Origin of the sequence: Massilia eburnea (assembly GCF_009720745.1) — a bacterium.
GTDB lineage: Bacteria > Pseudomonadota > Gammaproteobacteria > Burkholderiales > Burkholderiaceae_D > Rugamonas > Rugamonas eburnea.
This window is the reverse complement of sequence record NZ_WNKX01000006.1, coordinates 1-21,676: the sequence shown is the minus strand read 5'-3', so window position 1 is coordinate 21,676 and position 21,676 is coordinate 1. Positions and strand designations below refer to the sequence as shown.

Annotated in this window: 19 protein-coding genes; 11 read left to right on the top strand and 8 right to left on the bottom strand. The window is 66.1% G+C overall.

The window, feature by feature from the left end; translation table 11 throughout:
* The 3 genes from GM658_RS09375 to GM658_RS09365 are packed head-to-tail and all read left to right on the top strand — an operon-like array spanning nt 1 to nt 2,900.
* Nucleotides 1–714 carry a 2OG-Fe dioxygenase family protein gene (locus GM658_RS09375; RefSeq protein WP_155453762.1) on the top strand — a complete coding sequence of 238 codons (714 nt, stop codon included), beginning with the start codon at nt 1–3 and terminating at the stop codon, nt 712–714.
* A gap of 42 nt (nt 715–756) precedes the next feature.
* The gene (locus tag GM658_RS09370) at nt 757–2,118 is read left to right on the top strand and encodes a hybrid sensor histidine kinase/response regulator (RefSeq protein ID WP_155453761.1); all 1,362 of its coding nucleotides are present in this window, start codon (nt 757–759) and stop codon (nt 2,116–2,118) included.
* Complete coding sequence (locus tag GM658_RS09365) at nt 2,100–2,900, top strand: response regulator (RefSeq protein WP_155453760.1); 801 nt, start codon at nt 2,100–2,102, stop codon at nt 2,898–2,900. Before GM658_RS09370 ends, GM658_RS09365 begins: the two co-directional genes overlap by 19 nt.
* Nucleotides 2,901–2,983: 83 nt before the next feature.
* Here the strand turns inward: GM658_RS09365 and GM658_RS09360 are convergent, their stop codons facing one another.
* The gene (locus GM658_RS09360; protein ID WP_155453759.1) at nt 2,984–3,928 is read right to left on the bottom strand and encodes a LysR family transcriptional regulator; all 945 of its coding nucleotides are present in this window, start codon (nt 3,926–3,928) and stop codon (nt 2,984–2,986) included.
* Between the two features lie 97 nt (nt 3,929–4,025).
* Between GM658_RS09360 and GM658_RS09355 the strand changes: the two genes are divergently transcribed.
* Complete coding sequence (locus tag GM658_RS09355; RefSeq protein ID WP_155453758.1) at nt 4,026–4,553, top strand: ester cyclase; 528 nt, start codon at nt 4,026–4,028, stop codon at nt 4,551–4,553.
* Nucleotides 4,554–4,557: 4 nt separating this feature from the next.
* Nucleotides 4,558–5,550 (top strand): polysaccharide deacetylase family protein, encoded by a 993-nt coding sequence (locus tag GM658_RS09350; protein ID WP_155453757.1) that lies wholly within the window; start codon nt 4,558–4,560, stop codon nt 5,548–5,550.
* A 2-nt stretch (nt 5,551–5,552) separates the two neighbouring features.
* On the opposite strand, the gene GM658_RS09345 is transcribed toward GM658_RS09350, so the two are convergent.
* Both GM658_RS09345 and GM658_RS09340 read right to left on the bottom strand, forming a co-directional pair.
* The gene (locus GM658_RS09345; protein WP_155453756.1) at nt 5,553–6,800 is read right to left on the bottom strand and encodes a DUF1501 domain-containing protein; all 1,248 of its coding nucleotides are present in this window, start codon (nt 6,798–6,800) and stop codon (nt 5,553–5,555) included.
* A gap of 12 nt (nt 6,801–6,812) precedes the next feature.
* The gene (locus GM658_RS09340) at nt 6,813–8,183 is read right to left on the bottom strand and encodes a DUF1800 domain-containing protein (protein WP_155453755.1); all 1,371 of its coding nucleotides are present in this window, start codon (nt 8,181–8,183) and stop codon (nt 6,813–6,815) included.
* A gap of 140 nt (nt 8,184–8,323) precedes the next feature.
* Here GM658_RS09340 and GM658_RS09335 point away from each other — a divergent pair, with 140 nt between their 5' ends.
* Genes GM658_RS09335 through GM658_RS09315 form a run of 5 tightly spaced genes read left to right on the top strand, consistent with a single transcriptional unit; the run spans nt 8,324 to nt 14,978 of the window.
* A complete protein-coding gene (locus GM658_RS09335) occupies nt 8,324–9,727 on the top strand; it encodes an efflux transporter outer membrane subunit (RefSeq protein ID WP_155453754.1) in 1,404 nt (467 codons plus the stop codon).
* A 13-nt stretch (nt 9,728–9,740) separates the two neighbouring features.
* Nucleotides 9,741–10,886 carry an efflux RND transporter periplasmic adaptor subunit gene (locus tag GM658_RS09330; RefSeq protein ID WP_155453753.1) on the top strand — a complete coding sequence of 382 codons (1,146 nt, stop codon included), beginning with the start codon at nt 9,741–9,743 and terminating at the stop codon, nt 10,884–10,886.
* 9 nt (nt 10,887–10,895) lie between these two features.
* Nucleotides 10,896–13,994 (top strand): efflux RND transporter permease subunit, encoded by a 3,099-nt coding sequence (locus tag GM658_RS09325; protein ID WP_155453752.1) that lies wholly within the window; start codon nt 10,896–10,898, stop codon nt 13,992–13,994.
* Nucleotides 13,995–14,004: 10 nt separating this feature from the next.
* Nucleotides 14,005–14,484 carry an AraC family transcriptional regulator gene (locus GM658_RS09320; protein ID WP_155453751.1) on the top strand — a complete coding sequence of 160 codons (480 nt, stop codon included), beginning with the start codon at nt 14,005–14,007 and terminating at the stop codon, nt 14,482–14,484.
* Entirely contained in the window at nt 14,481–14,978 is a 498-nt protein-coding gene (locus GM658_RS09315; protein ID WP_155453750.1) for a DUF1003 domain-containing protein, read from the top strand. The genes GM658_RS09320 and GM658_RS09315 overlap by 4 nt, the downstream gene beginning before the upstream one ends.
* Here the strand turns inward: GM658_RS09315 and GM658_RS09310 are convergent.
* The 5 genes from GM658_RS09310 to GM658_RS09290 are packed head-to-tail and all read right to left on the bottom strand — an operon-like array spanning nt 14,975 to nt 19,941.
* On the bottom strand, nt 14,975–15,415 hold the full coding sequence (locus GM658_RS09310; RefSeq protein ID WP_155453749.1) for a hypothetical protein: 441 nt from the start codon (nt 15,413–15,415) through the stop codon (nt 14,975–14,977). The two genes, GM658_RS09315 and GM658_RS09310, sit on opposite strands and share 4 nt — an antisense overlap.
* 40 nt (nt 15,416–15,455) lie before the next feature.
* The gene (locus tag GM658_RS09305; protein ID WP_155453748.1) at nt 15,456–16,880 is read right to left on the bottom strand and encodes an efflux transporter outer membrane subunit; all 1,425 of its coding nucleotides are present in this window, start codon (nt 16,878–16,880) and stop codon (nt 15,456–15,458) included.
* Nucleotides 16,877–18,025, bottom strand: coding sequence for an HlyD family secretion protein (locus tag GM658_RS09300; RefSeq protein ID WP_155453747.1), 1,149 nt, complete (start codon nt 18,023–18,025; stop codon nt 16,877–16,879). Before GM658_RS09300 ends, GM658_RS09305 begins: the two co-directional genes overlap by 4 nt.
* On the bottom strand, nt 18,022–19,647 hold the full coding sequence (locus tag GM658_RS09295; protein WP_155453746.1) for an MFS transporter: 1,626 nt from the start codon (nt 19,645–19,647) through the stop codon (nt 18,022–18,024). The genes GM658_RS09300 and GM658_RS09295 overlap by 4 nt, the downstream gene beginning before the upstream one ends.
* 33 nt (nt 19,648–19,680) lie before the next feature.
* Nucleotides 19,681–19,941, bottom strand: coding sequence for a hypothetical protein (locus GM658_RS09290; protein ID WP_155453745.1), 261 nt, complete (start codon nt 19,939–19,941; stop codon nt 19,681–19,683).
* Nucleotides 19,942–20,076: 135 nt separating this feature from the next.
* On the opposite strand from GM658_RS09290, the gene GM658_RS09285 reads away from it, so the two are divergent.
* On the top strand, nt 20,077–21,676 hold a 1,600-nt coding region (locus tag GM658_RS09285), incomplete at its 3' end, for a hypothetical protein (protein ID WP_155453744.1).

Below are 21,676 nucleotides of genomic sequence, written 5' to 3'. Positions count from 1 at the left end.
ATGATGACGCCCTTGCCCCAATTGATCCACACCCTGCGCAGCGCCGGCTACGCCCTGCTCAAGCCTGCCGACGTGGCCAGCCTGGCCGGCTGCACGCTGGATGAACTGAATTCCCTGGTCCCCAGCTGGGACGACCTGGCTACCGACAATTACCTGAAAGACGGCGGCCGATACCGCCGCCGCCGCCATTCCTGCTTCGTGCAGGACGGCCTGTCCCTGGACCAGACCGAACACCGCGCCCACTGGCAGCCGGTCGAATACAACGCCCTGCACGGCGGCATGCGCCGCCTGTTCGAGCCGGTCGCCGCACAGACGGTGGCCAACCCCGCCTGGACCAAGCTGCTGACAGCCGTCGGCCAGGCCTGCGCCCAGGCGCGCGGCCAGCATCCCTGGTACGTGGAAGCCCACCAGTTCCGCATCGATACCACCGACGGCATCGGCCGCCCTACGCCGGAAGGCGCCCACCGCGACGGGGTGGACTTCGTGGCCGTGCTGCTGGTCGGCCGCCACGGCATCAAGGGCGGCGAAACCCGCGTGTTCGAGGCAGATGGTCCGAACGGCAAGCGTTTCACCATGACCGAGCCCTGGACCATGCTGCTGCTGGACGATGCGGCTGTCATCCACGAATCGACCCCGATCCAGCCGCTGGCGGACCATGGCCATCGCGACACGCTGGTCATCACCTATCGTGACGGCGGTTTCCAAGGCGGCTAAAAAAACGGTATAGTCTTTACACCCAACCATTTCGGAGGTGCTTTGGACTCCAGCTACGATATCGCGCCCGATGAGCTGGAAATACTCATCGTCGAAGACAGCCCGACCCAGGCCGAGCGCCTGCGCCGGCTGATCCGCTCTTCGGGCTATCGCGCCAGCGTGGCAGCCAATGGCAAGCTGGCCCTGGCCGAAATCCGCGAACGCAAGCCGCACCTGGTGCTGTCGGATATCGTGATGCCCGAAATGGACGGCTATGAGCTGTGCCGCGCCATCAAGGCCGATCCGGCCATGCGTGACATCCCGGTGATCCTGGTCACCTCGCTGACCGACCCCAAGGACATCATCCGCGGCATCGAATGCGGTGCCGATAACTTCATCCGCAAGCCCTACGCCGAAGACTACCTGCTGAACCGCATCGGCCAGATGCTGGTCAACCAGAAACTGCGCCGCAATTCCAGCATGGAGGTCGGCATCGCCCTTTACCTGGGTGACCAGAAGCACTTCATCAACGCCGAGCGCCAGCAAATCCTCGACCTGCTGATTTCCACCTACGAGCAGGCGGTCCAGGTCAACAGCGAGCTGCAGGCGCGCGAGCGCCAGGTGATCGAACTGAATATGCGCCTGGCCCACCATGCCGCCGAACTGGAAACCACCAACCGCGAAATCGCGCTGAAGAACCTGGAGCTGGCCGAAGCAAGCCGCATGAAGTCGGCCTTCATCGCGAATATGTCGCACGAGCTGCGCACGCCGCTCAACGCCATCATCGGTTTCACCGGCGCACTGCTGATGAAGCTCCCCGGCCCGCTGACCGATGAACAGGACCGCCAGCTGACCACCATCCGTTCCAGCGCGCGCCACCTGCTGTCCCTGATCAACGATATCCTGGACGTGGCGAAAATCGAGGCCGGCAAGGTCACCCTGACTTTGGAGCCGGTTCATTGCCAGCAGCTGGTGGGAGAAGTGGCCGAGACCCTGCGGCCGCTGGCGGCGCAAAAAGGCCTGCAGGTCTTTATCGACATGCCGCAGCAGCCCATCATCCTCCAGAGCGACCGCCGCGCCCTGGCGCAGATCATGATCAACCTGGCCAACAACGCCATCAAGTTCACCGAAAAAGGGATGGTCAAGCTGGCCCTCAGCCAGCGCACCGACGAGGAAAAATCCCTGATCACGGAATTCAGCGTGACCGACAGCGGCAGCGGCATCAAGGAAGAAGACCAGGCCAAGCTGTTCCAGGCCTTCTCGCAGCTGGACAGCACCTCGACCCGCCATGCCGAAGGCGCGGGCTTGGGCCTGTATCTGAGCCAGAACCTGGCTAACCTGCTTGGCGGCTCGCTGTTCTTCAGCAGCGATTTCGGCAAGGGCAGCACTTTCACACTTGCACTCAAATGCCGGCCCGCATCCTGATCATCGAAGACAGCCAGGCCAATATGGACCTGATGACCTATCTGCTGCAGGCCTTTGGCCATCTCCCGCTGTGCGCCAGCGACGGCGCCATGGGCGTAGAGATGGCGTTGCGCGAACGGCCCGACCTGATCCTGTGCGACCTGCACCTGCCAAAGATAGACGGCCTGGGCGTGGTGGCGCGGCTGCGCGCCGACCCGGCTACGCGCGACATCCCCATCCTGGCCGCCAGCGCCCTGCCGGTGACGGACGGCTGTGCGGCGCTGCGCCGCGCCGGCTTTACCGGCTGCCTGCCCAAGTCGCTGGAGCCGGACGTGCTCCTGCCGTCGCTGGAATCATTCCTGCCCGAGCACCTGCGCGCCGGCGGCATGCCGGCCAAGGCGGCGCCTGTTCCGGCGCCTTCCAGCGCGCAGCCGGCGCCCGTACATGCCCGCGCCCGGGTGCTGCTGCTCGATGCCGCGCCCGAAAATGCCGGCCTGGTGGCAGCCATCCTGGCGCATACCGGTTATACCGTGAGCACCGCCTGCAACCCCATGGACGCGGGCGTGCTGCTGGACGGCCATGCTTTCGACCTGGTCTTGTGCGAACTGGGATTGCTGGAAGCGGGACGCTTGTCCTTCCTGGCCGATGCGCTGGAAATGGCGCCGGCCTTGCCGGTGCTGGTGATCCGGCCCGACGACGAGGACGACCTGGGCAGCTTGGGTGCGGGACGGCGGCGCGGCATCCTGTCGCACCCGATCGACCCGCAACAGCTGGTGGCGGCAATCGACGCCCTGCTGGCCTGAACGCTCAGGCCAGCATCAGCCAACCCAGGAAGACCAGGCTGAAGGCCACAGTCAGCAGGGCCAAGGTGTCTTCCGAGCGCTCGTCATCGCTCAGCAGTTCCCACAGGAATTTCAGCATCGCTGCCCCCAAAAGCATCCCAGCGCCATGCTGTCGCCAGGCGTGCCTGCAGATAATCGAGGAAGAGGCGAACCCGCAGCGGCAGGTTGCGGCTGGACGGCAGCACCGCCTGCAGCGGCGCGGCCGCCATGCGGTACTGCGGCAACAGGCGCCGCAAGCGCCCGGCAAGCAGATCGTCGCCCACATCCCAAATCGATTTTACTACCAGCCCGGCGCCTTGCAGGGCCAGCGCATGGGCCGCCTGGCCATCGTTGGTGAGGAGACTTGCCGCGACGCGCACATTCACCTCCTGCTCGCCTTCAAAGCGCCAGTCGGCGCGCCGCGCGTCGCCGATCACGATGCAGCGGTGGCCTGCTAGCTGCGCAGGCTGGGTGGGCGTGCCTTGCCGCTCGAGGTAGGACGGCGCGGCGCATACCACGCGGAAGTTGGGCGCCAGCCGGCGCACTACCAGGTTGGGCTCGGGCACGCTGCCGAAACGGATCGCCATATCGTGGCCGCTCTCCAGCAGGTTCACCACCGTATCGCCCAGCTCCAGCTGCACCAGCAGGCCCGGATGCTGGCGCTGGAAGTCTGCCACGATGGGCGCAACATGCTGGCGTCCGAATTCCGTCGGCGCCGTCAGCCGCAGGAGGCCTTCCACCTCGCCCCGGCTGTTGGCCAGCTGCGACTCGGCCTGCGCCACCTGCTCCAGGATGCGCAAGACGTGGGCATGGAACTGCGCCCCATCGTCCGTCAGCGCCTGGCGCCGGGTGGTGCGTTGCAGCAGGCGCACTCCCGCGCTTTTCTCCAGCTGCGCCAGGCGTTTGCTGACCACCGACAGCGGCAAGTCCAGCTCGCGCGCCGCCGCCGACATGCTGCCGGCGGCGACGATGCAGGCGAAAGCCCTCAGGGCCGGCAAGTCATCAAGCATGTGATTCTCCGCGAAATGGAAATTATGTATTCGTCACCCAGGGCTATTTTACCCAGCTGTCGGCGAATACGATGAAATCCTTTCAAAAGGAGAAAATATGAAACGCCTTCTTCCCTTGCTGTTCGCCCTGCCCCTGGCCGCAGCACAAGCGGCTCCAGACACGCAGCTGGTGCAGCCGCAGCTGCAGTTCATCGATCCCTCGCTGCCGCCAGCGCAGGCGCAAGCCAACGTTCTCGCCGCACGGCGCTATGCATCGTTCTGGAATAACGGCGACCAGACGCTGGCCCGCGCCGCGCTGGCGCCTGGGTTCACCGACCGCACGCTGCCACCGGGGCGTGCGCAGGGCTTGCCCGGGCCATTGGCGGCATCGGCCTTCGTGCGCGCGGCCGTTCCCGACATGCATGCCGACATTGAGCAGCTCATTGCCAGCGGCGACCGGGTGGTGCTGCACCTGCGCTTGCGCGGACATTTCACCGGCAGCTTCAAAGGTGTGCAGGGCAAAGGCCAGGAGATCGATTTCATCGCCACGGACATTTACCGCATCGCCGACGGGCGCATCGCCGACAACTGGCATATTGAAGACAACCTCGCCTTCCTGCGCCAGCTTGGCGTGATTGGAGAATAACGCCATGCGCGCGAACGAAAAGGGTACGGCGCAGCCATCACGCCGCCGCTTCATGGCCCAGGCTGGGACGCTTGCGGCTAGCGCCGCGCTGTCGGGCGGCGACAGCCTCGCTTCGACGCAAGCGGCCGCCGGCGATGCGTCCGGTTCGTACTGGCCGGGCGGCGCCCGCCTGGTGATCTCGATCTCCATGCAATTCGAGGCGGGCGGCCAGCCGGCACGGGGCGCCGACAGCCCCTTCCCGAAAGTGGACTTCCCATCCAGCGTACCGTCCGACCTGGCCGCGAATACCTGGTTCGCCTACGGCTACCGCGAAGGCATCCCGCGCATGCTCGACCTGTGGGACCGGTACGGCGTAAAGGTCACGTCGCACATCATTGGCGAAGCAGCACGCCGGCACCCCGAACTGGCGCGCGAGATCGTACGGCGCGGCCATGAGGCAGCGGCGCACGGCCCGCGCTGGAGCCCGCAATTCGCGATGGGCCGGCAACAAGAGCGCCAGTTCCTGATCGACGCGGCCGACATGGTGCAGCAAGCCACCGGCCAGCGCCCACTGGGCTACAACTGCAACTGGCTGCGGCGCAGTCCTCACACCCTGGAACTGCTGCAGGAGCTTGGCTATCTGTACCATATCGACGACTTGAGCCGCGACGAGCCCTTCATTGAGCCAGTCAATGGCAAGGACTTCACTGTCGTTCCTTACACGCTGCGCAACAATGACATCCTGCTGGTGGAAGGCCGCAACTATTCGCCCGCGCAGTTCCTGGAACAGGTCAAGCTCGATTTCGACCAGCTCTACAGCGAAGGCGGGGCGCGCCGGCGCATGATGTCGATCAGCGCACATGACCGCATCAGCGGCACGCCGCAGATGGTGCGCGCCTGGGACCAGTTCCTGCGCTACGCGACATCGCATGCCGGCGTGGCATTCATGCGCAAGGACGATATTGCGCGCTACGCGCTGGCCAGCCCGCTGACCGTGCGCGAGACCGAAACCATCTGAGCTCAGGCCAGCAGGTTGAGCGGCGCGCCGCCAGGCAGGCCGGGGAAGGCGCGGACCAGCGCACTATCGGGCAGGCGAAGGTGGCGCTCCGCAATGTGGGCCAGCACGCGGCGGAAATCGGTGGTGACAGGCAAGTCGCGTCCTTCGTTCAACTGGCCGTCTGCCAGGCCTTTCCACTCGCCGGCCACCCTGCCGCCCTGCACCTTCCCGCCCAGCACCCACATGGCGTTGCCGTGGCCATGGTCAGTGCCGCGGTTGCCGTTCTCGCGCGCCGTGCGGCCGAATTCCGACATCACCACGATCACGGTATCGTCAAACAATGGTCCCAGGCGCTGCGCCAGCGTGGCCAATCCTGTGCCCAGCGGCTGCAGGCGGTTGGCCAGCTGGCCGCTGCCGGCGCCCTGGTTGGCGTGGGTGTCCCAGCCGCCGAGCGCGATGAAGGCCAGCTGGATATTGGGCTTGTTGCGCATCAGCGTCGCCAGGCGGGCGGCATCGTCGGGGAAGCCGTTGGGCAGCGGTGCGCCGTTGTCGGCCGCCTGCATCTCGGACATCATGCCGCTGTTGGCGGCGGCCATCACCTCCTCGTGCGCCTGGCGGCCATCGACGTAGACTTTGCCGAAGCGCTCATTGCCGGTGTACAGCGCATCGAAGGCCTTGGCAATCTGCGGCCGGTCCAGCGGCGTGGCACGCGTGCCGGCTGCACCGTTGGCGAGATTGGTCGCCGGCAGCGCGCCGGAAAGGATGCGCGGCATCACCGGGCCGATGCTCAGTGCGCGCGTCGGGGTGGACTCGCCCGGCAGCACGCCAAGCAGGCGGTTCATCCAGCCGTCCTGCGTGCTTTTCACGCCCGGCGTGGCCGATTCCATATAGTCCTGCGCATCGAAGTGGGAGCGGCTGGCGTCAGGCGAACCGCTGGCGTGGACGAAGGCCAGCTTCTTCTGCTGCCACAGCGGCATCAGCGGCGCCAGCGCCGGGTGCAGGCCAAAATAGCCGTCCAGGTCCAATGCGCCATCGTCCGCGCCGGGTTTGGCCAGCGCGATATTGGGACGCAGGCGGGCATATTCGGCATCGGCCACCGGGGCCACCACGTTCATGCCGTCGACCGCGCCGCGCAGCATGACCACGATCAGTTTCCTGGAGGTGGGCGCGCTGCTGCCGGGGGCCATCGTTGCGGCCCAGGCGTGCGGGCCAAGCGGCAGCAGCAGGCCGGCGCTGGCGGCAAAGGCGTTCAGGAATTGGCGTCGTTGCATGATGGTCGGTCCTCAGCGTTGCATGAAGTCGGGGCTGCCCAGCAGCATGCCGGCGCGCAGGCGCTCGTTGCTGTCGGCGACGATGGCGGCGGTGCGCTTTGACACCGAGGCGCCCAGCGCTTCCTGCACGGCGGCCGCATCGGCGCCGGAAGAAATCGACAACGCGTAGCTGATGCGGCGGCTCAGGCCATCCGGGTTAAGCCAGGCCGCCTCCGTGTTCTTGTAGCCGTCCGGCGTCTGGCAGCCGTAGAGCGGCATGCCAAGGCGGGACAGGATGCCCACCAGCGGCTTCACTTCCGTCATCGGCATGGCGGCCGCGCGCGAAGCGGACACCACGTACTGGTACGGCGTCTTGTATTTGGCGCCGGCGTACTGCTGGTCCATGAATTCCTGGCTGGAGAACAGGGTGCGCAGCACGGAGCGGATATCGCCGTTGCTCGCGATCCAGGTCTGCGCCATGCGTTCAACCAGGGCCGGCGGCGGCTGGTCGGCCACGAAATACTGCGCCAGTTCGCGGCTGATGTTGCGGGCGGTGGATGGATGCACGGCCAGCACGTCCAGCGCGTACTCGCCCTCGCTCACACCGCGCGCGGTGACGGGCTTGCCCAGCCAGGTCTTGGCGCCGTTGTCATGGCGGCGCGGATCGAACACGAACTGCGCGCCGCGCCTTGGGGCATAGGTCCAGCCGGTCAGCATGCGCGCCAGCTCGGTCACGTCCTTCTGGGTGTAGCCGCCGTCCACGCCCAGCGTGTGCAGCTCCATCAGCTCGCGCGCATAGTTTTCATTCAGGCCGCCCGCTTTCGATACCCAGTTGTCCAGGTAGAACAGCATGGCCGGGTGGTGCGCGGTGGCGCCCAGCATCCGGCGGAAGGAACCGAAGACGTACGGACGGATCGCATCGCGTTCATAGCTCGCCACCAGCGCACGGTCCTGTCCCTTGCCGGCGAAGACGTTGAAGTGGTTGTACCAGAAATCGACCATCACCTCTTCCAGCTGGCGCGGGCTTTCAATGGCGCGCAGCAGGCGCGCTTCGGCAGCTTCGGACGCCATCTGCTTCACCAGTTCGCGGCGCTCGCCATCCTTCTCCTGGCGCGCTTCCTGGAAGCGCGCCAGCGCTTCGCCTGTGCTCATCTGTAAGGTTTCGAGCTTGTCGAGACGCTGGCTTAACGCTACCGGTAGGGGCGGAGGATTCAGTTGCTCCTCCATATAGGCCTGTACGCCCATCTGGCGCACGCGGTCGATATCGCCGGGCCGCGGCCCATAGGCCAGCCGGTTCAGCACATGGACCGCGGCTCGTTCGCTGGCCAGCGGCGCGGCCCACGGGGCAGCTTGCGGCAGCGCCAGGGCGGCGGCCAGCAAAGGGGCAAATGCGAAAGGTCGCATGATGTCGTCCCAATACAATGTTTTACGGTCTTTTCTTTATACGCTAGCGCACGAATTGAAGGCAAAGAATCCTTTGTATCAGGATGTTAATTGGTTGATTTATATGCTTTAATTCATGTTGCGCAAAATGAAAGGACGGCATGAAGAGATATCAGGTCCCGCTCACCATGGTGACCGTGCTGGCGCTCAGCGCCTGCGGCATCACCGGGCCGGCGGCTAAGGTCGCGGCGGACGCGCCGCAGCAATGGCAAGCGCCCCTGCCGCACAATGGCAGCACCGGCGAACTGGCCAGCTGGTGGCAAAGCCAGTCCGACCCGCTGCTGGTGCAGCTGATCGAGGCCGCACAGGCGGCCAGTCCCACCATCGCCAGCGCCCAGGCGCGTTTTGCCGCAGCAAGCGCCGAGCGCACCGCCGCCGGCGCCGCCCTCGCCCCCTCCCTGATCGGGGTCCTGAGCTCCACCCGCATGAGCCAGCAGTCCGTCAACGCGCCCATGAATACCACCACCACGCTGCTGGCCCAGGCCCAGTGGGAGATCGACCTGTTCGGCGGCGGCCGTGCGCGCCGCAATGCCGCCATCGCCCGCCACCTAGGCGCGCAGGCAGGCTGGCACGAGGCGCGCGTCACGGTGGCGGCCGAAACGGCCAACCAGTATTACAGCCTGCGCGCCTGCGAGAAGCTGCTGACGGTGGCGCGCATGGACGCTGCATCGCGCGCGCACACAGCCCGCCTGACCGACATCACGACCAAGGCTGGCTTCCAGTCGCCATCGGCCAACGCGCTGGCGCGCGCCAGCGCCGCCGACGGCAACAACCGCGCGCTGGCGCAACGCGCAGCCTGCGACAGCGAACTGAAAGTGCTGGTGGCGCTGACCGCCATCCCGGAACCGGATTTGCGCGCGCGCCTGGCCGAGAGCGCAGCGGGCGCCGTCCTGTCCCCCGCTGCTGGCATCGCCATCGATTCCATGCCGGCCCAGATTCTGGAACAGCGGCCCGACGTCTTCAACGCGGCGCAGGAAGTGGCGGCCGCCAGCTACGACGTTGCCGGCGCGCGTGCCCAGCGCTGGCCGCACCTCGGCCTGGGCGGCTCGATCGGGCGCGGCCGGCTGCACGTGGAAGGCCAGGACATCAGCGCCAATGTATGGACCCTCGGCCCGCTGCAGATGACGCTGCCCATCATTGACTGGGGCGTGCGCCGCGCCAATGTGGAAGCGGCGCGCGCCAGGTATAAGGCCGCCGTATCGAGCTACAAGGCCAGCGTGCGCCAGGCCGTATCGGAAATCGAACAGGCCCTGGTGGCGCTGCAAAGCACCCAGGAGCGGGCCGAAGATGCGCAGGTAGCGCTTGAAGGCTACCGCAGCTTCTTCACCGCCACCGAAGAACGCTACAAGAACGGGCTGGCCAGCCTGCTCGAACTGGAGGATGCCCGCCGCACCCGGCTGGCCGCAGAAAACACAGTGGTGAACCTGCAGCGCGAACGCAGCGCCGCCTGGATCGCCCTGTACCGTGCAGCAGGCGGCGGCTGGACCGCGCCCGCCGCGCAATAAGAACGGAACGACTATGAAACCATTGCACCGCACTCCATCCGCCATCGCGGCCCTGACCATCGCCACCGCCCTCGCCGCGCTGGCGCAGGCGCCTTGCGCCATGGCCGAGGACAAGAAAGCCGCCACCGCCAAGCCATCGCTGACCGTCAGCACCATACGGCCTGAGAAGACCAGCCTGCCGATCCGCCTGACCGCCAACGGCAACGTCGCCGCCTGGCAGGAAGCGGTCATCAGCAGCGAGTCGAACGGCTTGCGCCTGTCCGACGTCAAGGTGAACGTGGGCGACGTCGTCTCGAAGGGCGAAGTGCTGGCCGTGTTCGCGCCGGAAACCCCGCAGGCCGACGTGGCGCAAGCCAAGGCCGCGCTGATGGAGGCGGAAGCCGCTGCCGCCGAAGCCAAGGCCAACGCCGACCGTGCGCGTTCGATTGAAAACACCGGCGCCCTGAGCGCCCAGCAGATCAGCCAGTACACCACCGCCGAAGCCACCGCCCGTGCGCGCGCCGCTTCCGCCAAGGCCATGCTGGCGGCGGCCGAACTGCGCCTGCGCTATACCAGGGTGGTGGCGCCCGACGCGGGCGTGATCTCGGCCCGCAGCGCCACGGTTGGCGCGGTGGCCGGTCCCGGCACCGAATTGTTCCGCATGATCCGGCAGGGCCGCCTGGAGTGGCGCGCCGAAGTCACCGCCGCCGACCTGCGCAACATCAAGATCGGCACCAGCGCCGTGGTGAAAGCCGCCAATGGCAGTGAATTGACAGGCAAGGTACGCATGGTGGCGCCGACCATCGACCCGCAAACCCGCTCGGCCCTGGTCTATGTCGACCTGCCGCCCAACAATGGCAAGCAGGCGCCGTTCAAGGCCGGCATGTTCGCCACCGGCCAGTTTGAACTGGGCGCATCCGACGCCCTGACCGTACCGCAGCAAGCGATCACCGTGCGCGATGGCTTCAGCTACGTATTCCGCCTGAACCAGGACCAGCGTGTGAGCCAGGTCAAGGTGCAGGTTGGCCGCCGCATTGGCGAGCGTATCGAAGTGCTGCAAGGCCTGGCTCCGGATGCGCTGATCGTTGCTGCCGGCGCCGGCTTCCTGAACGATGGCGACCTGGTACGCAATACCGGCGCGCCGGCGCAGGCGTCGAACCCCATCAAGCCCGCCCGCTAAGGAGCTGCGATGAATTTCTCGGCCCTTTCAATCAAGCACCCGGTTCCGGCCATCATGCTGTTCATCCTGCTGTCGCTGGCAGGCCTGATGGCATATCGCGCCAACCCGGTGCAGGATTTCCCGGACATCGAGCTGCCGATCGTCACCGTTTCCGCCTCCCTGCCCGGCGCCGCACCGGCCCAGCTGGAAACGGAAGTGGCGCGCAAGATCGAGGACTCGGTCGCCACGCTGCAGGGCATCAAGAATATCTATGCCAAGGTGCTGGACGGCACCGCCACCATCACCGTTGAATTCATCCTCGAAAAGAACATTTCAGACGCGGTGAACGAAGTGCGCGACGCCGTCACCCGCGTACGCGCCGACATGCCAAGCGAAATGCGCGACCCGGTGGTCAGCAAAGTATCCACTGCGGGCCGCGTGATCCTGACTTTCGTCGTCACGCCGAAGGAAGGCGCCAGGACCGACGATGCGGACCTGAGCTGGTATGTGGACAATGCCGTATCCAAAAAGCTGCTGTCGGTCAGCGGCGTGGGCGCAGTCAAGCGCGTCGGCGGCGTGAACCGCGAGATCCGCGTGGAACTGGACGATGAACGCATGGCGGCGCTGCGCGTCTCCGCGCTGGACGTGTCGCGCATGCTGCGCCAGGTACAGAAGGAAGAGCCGGGCGGACGCGGCGACATCAGCGGCGCCGAGCAATCGGTGCGCACCATCGCCACCGTGCACAGCGCGCAGGAACTGTCGCAGATGGATATTCCGCTGGGCGACGGGCGCCACATCCGCCTGGAGCAGGTTGCGAACGTCACCGACACCATCGCCGAGCCGCGCTCCGAAGCAAGCCAGGACGGCAAGAAAGTGGTGGGCTTCGAAATCTTCCGCACCAAGGGCGCCAGCGAAACCCAGGTGGCCAAGGACGCCCGCGCCGCAGTGGAAGAACTGCGACAAGCGCATCCGACCATCGCCATCACCGAATCGATCGACAACGCCTCGCCGGTCGCCGAAAACTTCGCCGGCTCGATGGAACTGCTGTACGAAGGCGCCATCCTCGCCGTGCTGGTGGTGTGGTGGTTCCTGCGCGACTGGCGCGCCACGCTGGTGGCCGCCTCTGCGCTGCCGCTGTCGGTGCTGCCGGCCTTCCTCGGCATGTACTGGATGGGCTTCACGCTGAATACCGTGACCCTGCTGTCGCTGGCCCTGGTGGTCGGCGTGCTGGTGGACGACGCGATCGTGGAAATCGAAAATATCGAGCGCCACCTGCACATGGGCAAGACGCCGATGCAGGCGGCCATGGAAGCGGCCGACGAAATCGGGATGGCGGTGATCGCCACCACCTTCGCCCTGGTGGCCGTGTTCCTGCCGACCGCCTTCATGGGCGGCATTCCCGGCAAATTCTTCAAGCAGTTCGGCTGGGCCGCCGTGCTGGCGGTGCTGGCATCGCTGGTGGTGGCGCGTTTGCTGACGCCGATGATGGCGGCGCACCTGCTGAAGCAGACCGACAAGCCGCAGCAGGAAGACGGCTGGATCATGCAGCGCTACATGAAGACCATGCGCTGGTGCCTGCGCAACCGCTGGAAGACCGCCATCGCAGCGTCGGTGTTCTTCGTCTGTTCCATCATGCTGGTGTTCTTCCTGCCGACCGGCTTCATCCCCCCGGCCGACCGCAACCAGACCATGGTGAACCTGGAACTGCCCCCCGGCTCAACCCTGGCCGAAACGCGCGCCGTCGCCGAGCGTGCACGCCTGGCGATCATGCAGGTCAAACCGATCACGCACGTCTTCAGCTCCATTGGCGGCGGTTCTTCGGGCGACGCCTTTGCCCCCGGCGCTGCGGCCGAAGCGCGCCGCGCCGTGCTGACCATCACCACCGTGCACCGCAACGACCGCAAGGAATCGATGGGGCAGATTGAAAACATGATCCGCGACAAGCTGTCCGCCCTGCCCGGCGCGCGCTTCACCGTCGGCCCGCCTGATACCGGCATCAAGATGCAGCTTGTGCTGCGCTCGGAAGACCCGGTCGCCCTGATCGATTCGGCACGCAAGGTGGAACGCGAACTGCGCACCCTGCATGGCATCGGCAACGTCACCTCCAGCGCTTCGCTGGTGCGCCCGGAAATTATCGTCCGCCCTGATTTTGCCAAGGCGGCCGACCTGGGCGTCACCGCCAACGCCATCGGTGAAACGGTGCGCGTGGCCACGGCCGGCGATTACGATTTCGAACTGACCAAGATGAACCTGGCCGAACGCCAGGTGCCGATCCGCGTCAAGCTGCCGGACAGCGTGCGCGCCGACCTCGATGCGATCGGCCGCCTGACCGTCCCCGGCCGCAATGGCCCCGTGATGCTGGCAAATGTCGCCAGCATCACGATGGAATCGGGTCCGGCGCAGATCGACCGCCTTAACCGCAGCCGCAACGTGACGCTGGACGTGGAGCTGGGCAACCGCACGCTTGGCGAGCTGGATGAAGAAGCGCGCCAGCTGCCGTCGATGAAGAACCTGCCGCCCACCGTGACACGCGCAGAACTGGGCGATACGCAGGAAATGGCCAACCTGTTCGTCAGCTTTGTCATCGCGATGCTGATCGGCGTCTTGTGCATCTACGGCGTGCTGGTGCTGCTGTTCCACGACTTCCTGCAGCCGCTGACCATCCTGGCCGCACTGCCGCTGTCGATCGGCGGCGCATTCGTGGCGCTGCTGGTGACGCAGAAAGCGCTGTCAATGCCGTCCATGATCGGCCTGATCATGCTGATGGGTATCGTGACCAAGAATTCGATCCTGCTGGTCGATTACGCCATCCTGGCGCGCGAAGACGGCATGAGCCGCTTTGACGCCCTGGTCGATGCCTGCCACAAGCGCAGCCGCCCGATCCTGATGACCACCATCGCCATGGGCGCCGGCATGATGCCGCTGGCCCTGGGCATGGGCGCCGACCCGAGCTTCCGTTCGCCGATGGCCATTGCGGTGATTGGCGGCTTGATAACATCGACCCTGCTGTCGCTGCTGGTGGTGCCGGCCGTCTTCACCATCATCGACGATGGCGAACACCTGCTGAAGCGTATCGTGCACAGGATCCGCAAGCCGCATAAACACGTATCGGCGCCGGTCGCCGAATAAGGAGCCCGACATGAAAGTGCGCGTTGTCGATATCGAACCTGCCCGCGTGGCTTTCCTGCGCCACACCGGCCCTTTTGGTCCAGCGCTGGGCGCGTTCTGGCGCGACGTTGTCGATCCCTGGATAAGGGATAACGGCCTGGCAGGCCGCGTAACGTATGGCGTGGCGATGGATGATCCCGGTACGACTCCGCCGGAAAAATGCCGCTACGACGCCTGTGTCGAAATCGGCCATGACGACCCGGCGCCGCCGCCCGCTGCGCTGGCGACCATCACCGGCGGGCGCTATGCCGTGGTGGATTTTTATGGTCCCCCTTCGGGCATTGGCGAGGCCTGGTATGCTTTTTACGCGAAGGCTCTGCCGGCGGCCGGATTGAAAGGCCGCCCTGGCCCTCCCTTCGAGCGCTATGCCGCCGACTTCCGTACCGATCCCCAGACCGGCGCCTTTGCCTGCGAGCTTTTCATTCCCATCGATGAGAAAGAAGACTTATGAGCGCCCAGCCAGGCCATGACAATGACCACCTGCGCTTCCATCGCGAACATGAACACCTGACCAGGACCTTTGGCGCCGACACCTTCGGGCTGAAGGCCGAGGCGTTTGCGCGCTTCTTCGGTACGCCCTTGTTCCTCGGCGCGCAAACGCTGATTGTCGCGGTCTGGATCGGTGCCAACATCTGGGGCCTGACGCATTTCGACCCGTATCCATTCATCCTGCTGAACCTTGCCTTCAGCTTGCAGGCAGCATATGCCGCGCCGCTGATCCTGCTGGCGCAAACGCGCCAGGCGGAGCGCGACAAGGCCCATAACGATGCCGATGCCCGTCACCGCGAGGCACTGGCGCAGCAGGCAGCGCGCCATACCGCGCAAATGATGGAGCTGTTGCGCCAGAATACCGAACTGACCGAAGCGACCAAGCAACTGGTCGAGCGCATCGACAAGCTGACGGCGGAAGTACACGGTCACCTGCTGCAGGAGCGGAAGGACTAGTTCGGGACGAAGGCCAGGTCCTGGCGGAAGCTTCGCCCTTCCCTGCCGCTCGAAACTGACCAGACCTCGCAGATCAAGCCATCCTGGAATTTCAGGATATCCGTGCCGCTGCGCCACACATCCTCATTGTCCGCATTCACGAGACAGACGTTGTATGGCCGCGCAATCGTTCCCGAGCAGGAGTCGCCGCTCTGGGCAGCGTCAACGCATGGCAGGCCCTCGACTTCAAACTTTATTCCCGGCTTCAGGTCATGCCAATGGCGAATGGCGTGCAGCAGCTGTTCCGGCGTTTTGACAGTATCGAAAAGTTCCGAACCGGCTTGCGCGTAGTGCAGTTCCAGCGCCGGCGCGAGCAGATCTGCGGCCAGGTGGAACTCCAGATTCCACAATTGCGTCCAGCGGTCGAACAGGTCAATAGCAAATGTACGTGGGTCCACGGTTTTCTTTCCAGAGATTGAAGAACCTGAATATTACGCGCTAGTCTTCTTTCCAGCCGCCACCCAGGGCACGGTACAAATCCACGCTGGCGCCCAGCAGGCGGCTGCGCAGCTGCAGGCGCGTGACATCGGCATTGAACAGGGTACGCTGGGCGTCCAGCTCTTCCAGGTAGGAGGCGTAGCCGTTGCGATAGCGGTTGCGCGCGATGCGCAGCGTTTCCGCCGCGGTGGCGCGGCGGGCATCGTTCTTGTCCAGCTGCTCGCGCAGGCGCTGCAGCGCGGTCAGGCTGTTTTCCACTTCCACCAGCGCGTTGCGCACCGTCTGTTCGTAGGCCAGCAACGACTGGTCGCGCTGCGCGGCGGCGGCATCGGTTTGCGCCTGCACGCGGCCGCCTTCCCATAATGGCGCGGCCAATCCGGCGCCCACGCGCCACAAATAGGTGGGATCGTGCAGGAAGTTGCTGAAATCCGTGGACTGAATGCCGGCCGTCGCCGTCAGGCGGAAGGAAGGCAGCAGCTGTTCGCTGGTCGCTTGCAGGCCGGCCTTTGCGGCGGCAACGTTGTGCGCGGCGCGGGCGATGTCCGGCCGGCGCTGCAGGACGCTTGAAGGCAGGCCGACCGGAATCGATGGCGGGGACAGTTCGTCGAGGGTTTTGCCGCGTGCGACCGGGCCGGGTGTGCTGCCCGCCAGCAGCGACAGCGCGTTCTCCTGGTCACTGATCTGGCGCTGCAGCTGTGGGACTTGCTCCGCAGCCGCTTCGTATTCGGCCTGTGCCTGCAGCCATTCCAGGCGCGAGGTGTAGCCGGTTTCGAACTGTTGCTGCGCCAGGCGGCGCGACTGTTCGCGCAGATCGACCGTGGCGCGCGCCAGCTCGAGTGCCGCATCGAGGCCGCGCAGCTGCAGGTAGCCGTTGGCTGCGAGCGCCGCTACCGACAGCTGCGCCGCGCCGGCATTGGCGCGCTCGGCGGCCAGCGATTGCGCCGCTGCTTCGCTGGCGTGGGCCAGGCGCCCCCACAAGTCCACCTCATAGGCCGCCTGGAATTCGCCCGCGAACAGGTTGGTCGTGTAAGGGACGCCGTTGTAGGCCAGCGTGCGCGTGCGCACCGGCGTCAGCGTGGCGCTGAGCGTCGGCGAACGGTTTGCATCGGCCGCAGCCAGCCGGGCGCGGAATTCCGCGACGCGCAACTGCGCCAGGCGCACGTCCGTATTGTGCTCCAGCACCCGCGCCACCAGATCGGACAGCGCCTGGTCGCCATACGCATCCCACCACTTCTGCTCCGGCAGAGCCTGTGTCCCACCGTGGGGTCTGACCCCATGGTGGGACACAGGCTCTGCCGTGGTGGCATCGATGCTGCGCCAGCCTTCCGGCACGACAAGCTGCGACTCGGGCGGCGGGGTGATGCGGGCGGCGCATCCGGCCAGCGCCAAGGTGGCGGCTGCGGCGCACGCTGCGGTGCGCTTCATGGCCGCGCTCCTGCGGCTTTCTCGTTCAGCACCGCCGACGTATCGATGCTGACGATGACCGACATGCCGGGCCGCAGGCGCGGCGCCAGTTTCTGGCCCGGATCGATGCGGATGCGTACCGGGATCCGCTGCGCAATCTTGACGAAGTTGCCGGTGGCGTTATCGGCGGGCAGTACGGCGAACTCGGAGCCGGTGGCGGGGGAGATGCGTTCGACCTGGCCGGTCAGTACCGCTCCGTCCAGTGCGTCCACCTTGAAGGTCGCGCCCTGCCCTACCTGAACGGCGTTCATCTGCGTTTCCTTGAGGTTGGCGATCACCCACATATCGTGCGGCACCAGGCCCATGAGCTGCGCGCCGGAAGCGACGTAGGCGCCACGCCGTACGTTCACCTGCCCCAGTTGGCCGTCCGCGGGGGCGATAATGCGGGTGTTATCGAGGTCGACGCTGGCGGCCTTCAGTGCCGCCTCGGCATTGGCCACCGCTGCTTCCAGGGCGCCGCGATTGACCGTGACCGATTGCGACTGCTGGCGCGCAATGTCCACGTTGGCCTTGGCCTGCGCGACGGCCGCCATTGCCTGCGCCCGCGCCGCTCGCTGCGCATCCTGTTCGCGCACTGACAGCGAGCCATCGCCCACCAGTTGCTCCGCCCGTGCGAAATCCGCTGTGGCGCGCGCGGCCTGCGCCTGCGCGTTCGACAGTACGGCTTGCTGCAGCACGATGCCCGCCTTGGCGCTGTTGCGGGACTGTTCCCAGTTTGCCAGCGCTGCCTTTTGCGCAGCCAACTGGGCCTGCGCCTGTTCAAAACGCTGGCGATAGATGCGGGAATCCAGCTCCACCAGCAAGTCGCCTTTGTGCACGAACTGGAAATCCTGCACTTTTACATCGGCCACATAGGCCGGCAATTGGGAACCGACCACCGTCACCTGCCCGCGCACCGCTGCATTTTCGGTCGACACTATCGGGCTAGTAAAAGGCGGTAGCCGCCATGCATACAGCACGATCAGCACGCCGACCAGTGCGATCAGGGCAAACCCGATGCCGGACAGCCACTGCGCGCGCCGGTCCGGTGGCGGTGGCGCTGCTGGCGCCGCTTGTGCTGGCGGCGCGGCCGGGGCTGGCGTTCCGCTTGCTGGTGGTGTACTCATTGTGCCCCCGAATTGGTAAGAGAAACCTGTGCCATGCCGGTCTGCGCATTCTGCGCCGGCGCAACCGGACGGGTGGCGGTGCAAACCTGCCACGCATAGTGCAGCGCCATCCAAGCCAGCGTGCCGCAGGCGACGTAGAAAATCATCAGGAAGACGTCGTTATAGGCCAGGATATTGGCTTCCCGTGTCGCCGCTCCACTGAGCGAGGGCAAGCCCTGGGCCTGCACCCGCGCCGCCACAATCGGATCCTGCAAGGTAAGGTGTTCGACCAGCTGGCTGGAATGGAATTTCTCGCGCACCACCTGGAAGGTCCCCACCAGCGCCGAGCCAAGCAGGCTGCCCAGGTTTTGCGTCATCGAGAACATCAGCGAAAAACTGATCAGGTTGCACGGCTGCGCAATCACCGCACCAAAGCCCGACACAAAAACCGGCCCCAGGAAGAAAGTGCCGCTGTACGCCAGCAGGAACTGGCTGAAATACATCTGCTCCGGGCGGGTCAGGCTGCTCGCCTGCGAATCGATCCACGCGCCCACTGCCATCAGCGCCAGGGCATACATCAGCATCGGCTGCAAACGCTGCGGGGTAATGATCAAGGCGCTGGTCAGGATGCCCAGCGTGGCGCCGGCCAGCGCTACCAGCCATAGTGTTTGCATCTGGTCGTTGTTCAAGCCGATCGCCTGCAGGAAGCCGACGGCGCCACCGGCCTCCGACTGCACCACGCGGATCAGCAGCACCGATATCGCCAGCCGCACCATATTGGCCGTGGTCAGCCAGCGCGTGTTGAGCAAGGGCTTGCGCCGGTTGTGTTCGATCGCCACCGCCGCCGTGAACAGCACGATGAAGGCCACCAGCGCCCAGCCGATCCAGCGCGCTTCGAACCACCACACCGTGCGGCCCAGCGCCAGCACCGCGCACAGGAAAGCGACACCGGGAGCGAACAGGGCAAACGTGAGGAAGTCCATCTTTTCGAATGCCTTGATGCGGTCTCCCGGCGGCAGTTTGAGCATCAGCACGCAGCCGAACGACAGCAGGGCCATGCCCAGCTCGAAGGAATACAGCCCACGCCATTCCGCGATGGAGAGCAGTTCGGAAGAGAAGATGCGCGCCAGCGGCAGCGTCAATTGCGAAAATCCGACTCCCAGCACCACGCCTTTCAGCCGGTGCTGTGCCGGAAACGCTTGCAGCACATAGTAAAGGCCGAGCACCGTCAGCGCCGCGCCGCTGATGCCGTGGGCTGCGCGCACGGCGATGGCCGACGCCAGCCCGTGCACGAACAGGTGGCCAACCGTGACCACGGCGTACAGCAGCAGGAACAGTTCCGTGAACAGGCGCAGGCCGAACTGCTGGCGGAACTTCACCAGCAGCAGGTTCATCGAGACATTGCCCATCACATAGGCGGCCGGCAGCCATTGGATTTCCGCCTGGGTCACGCCGAGCGAGCCTTGCGCATAGACCAGGTTGACCGTCACCAGCGCATTGCCCAGGCCACCGGTCAGCGCCACGATCAGCCCGACCAGCAGGTAGGCCAGGCGCTTGGGAGTGGAATGTAATGGCGTGGAAGGAGAGCCCGGCAAAAGCGGGCGCTCATGAGGAAGCCATTGTTGGGGGGCGTACTCATCCATACGGCTAGTGTACACCCACCAACGCCGGCCGCATCAATGCTTGCGCGCTCCCAGCAGCTTGGAAACTGCATAGCCGGCGGCCAGGGCGACCAGCAGGGATTTTCCAGGGCTCGTGCGCACGTAGTTGCGGCCGGATTCGGCAAAGCGCTTGTAGGCAGCGTTCAGCTGGTCGCTCTTGGCAGACATCTGGTCGCCGATGCTGCTGATGTTGTCCGCCACTTTGTCGACGGTGCTGTGTACGCCGGCGCGCAGGTCTTTGCTTGGGCCATCGCCGCGGGTGATGTTGTTGTCCATGATCGGGTTCCTCATCGCTTGGTTTAGGTGGAAGGGTCACGATAAGGCTGCACGCCTGCATCCACCGTGCGCCAGCTAACGATGCGCGCTTGCGATCTCTGGCAAGCTGGAATCCTACCCGTTGAAAGATCCTGCGTGATTCCTATCGATCCTGTCACTGGCGCCACTACGGTCATGCCGGCCTTCCCTCCTGACCGAAGCACGCCTGCCGCCGTCCCGCCGCCGACTGCCACGGCGCCGTCGGTATCTTCGCTCGGACTGTTCCTGTCCAACCTGGTGCTGGCGCAGCGCAGCCTGCGCGAGCTGGCGGCCAGCGGCGGCGATGCGGCGGCGTTTGCAGCCGCTGCGCAGCAGGTGATGGAAAACACGAATGCCCACGCGCCGGCGACCCTGGCCGGCGTCGTGGTGTCGCAGCAGCCGGCGCTGGCGCAAGCGGGCATCAATGTTTCCAGCGGCGGCACCTTGTCCGCCGATGAGGGCGCGCTGGCCTCAGCCTTCAACGCGTCGCCGCAACGCGCGGTGGCCGCACTCGGCCAGGCGGTCAGCCAGCTTGCAAGCGCCGTTGCCACGCCGCCCGATACTGCCGCCGAGGCGGCCCAGTCGCCGCAGGCGGAAGCCATCGTCCAGCCATCGCCCAACCTGGCCGAGTTGACGGTCCAGCAGCGCAATGCCGCCGAACAGCTGGCGGAAACGCGGCAGCTTGCCAGCCAGGCGCTGGCGGACAACACACTAGAGGATACGCAACAGCAACGGCTGGCCGAGGCGCAAGCCGCTGCCGCGCGGCAATTGGAAAGCACGCGCGAGGAAGACCTTGCGGCGCAAGCTTTGGCCGACCGCCTCGACGCCGCGCGCCGTGCTGCCCAGCAGCAAGTTGAGGCAAACCAGCTTGGCCTGACACGCGCCGAACGCGCCGCGGCCGACCGGCTCGACACCGCCCGCCGCCTGGTAGCCGAACAGGCGGAGTCTGCCCAGACCGATGCGCTGGTTGCCGCCCGGCTGAACCTCGCACGCCAGCAAGCTGCTGCCGCCGCGAACGCGGCAGCCCAGCCCGGCGCCGCCGGGGAGCAGGCGGCGAACAGCACAGCCAATCCCGCCGGCCAAGCTGGCGCATCCGGCTCGCCTGCGCCAGCCAACTCAGCCGGCCAGACGGGCGCAACCGGCTCTCCCGCAGCAACTGGATCCGCCACGAGCACCGCGCCGAACCAAGGCGGCGCGGCGCCAGCCACGGCAGCTACGACAACTGCCGCAACAGAAGCGCTCGCCGCGCAAAACGCGACAAATGCCACACAAACACGACAAGCTGCAATTGATACCGCGCGAGCAAATGCCAGGCTCGCCGCCGAGGCCGCGGAACGCACGCGCGCAGCCGAGTCGACTGAAGCGCTCTCCCTGCAAGACCGCCTGACCGCCCAGCGACTGGAAGACGCTCGCAACGCCACCCACGCAGTTGCGGCAGAACAAGAAGAGGCCAGGCTGGAAGCACGCCGCCAAGCCTTGCGCGAGGCCCAGGCCGCCGCCCAGGCGGCCGCCACCCTGACGCGTAACGCCGCAGTCGCCCCGCCCGGCGCGCCGCCGAATCCGGCCACCGCCCCGGTCCCGGCCAACGTGCCCGGGACAGTTCCTCCCGGCAACACCGCCATCCGTCCGCCCGAGGCCGCCATCAGTGCAGCGGGACCGCAGGTCAGCGGCGCGACGGCAAGCGGCGTTGCCCCCGGCCCGGGGCCCGGTCCAGCAG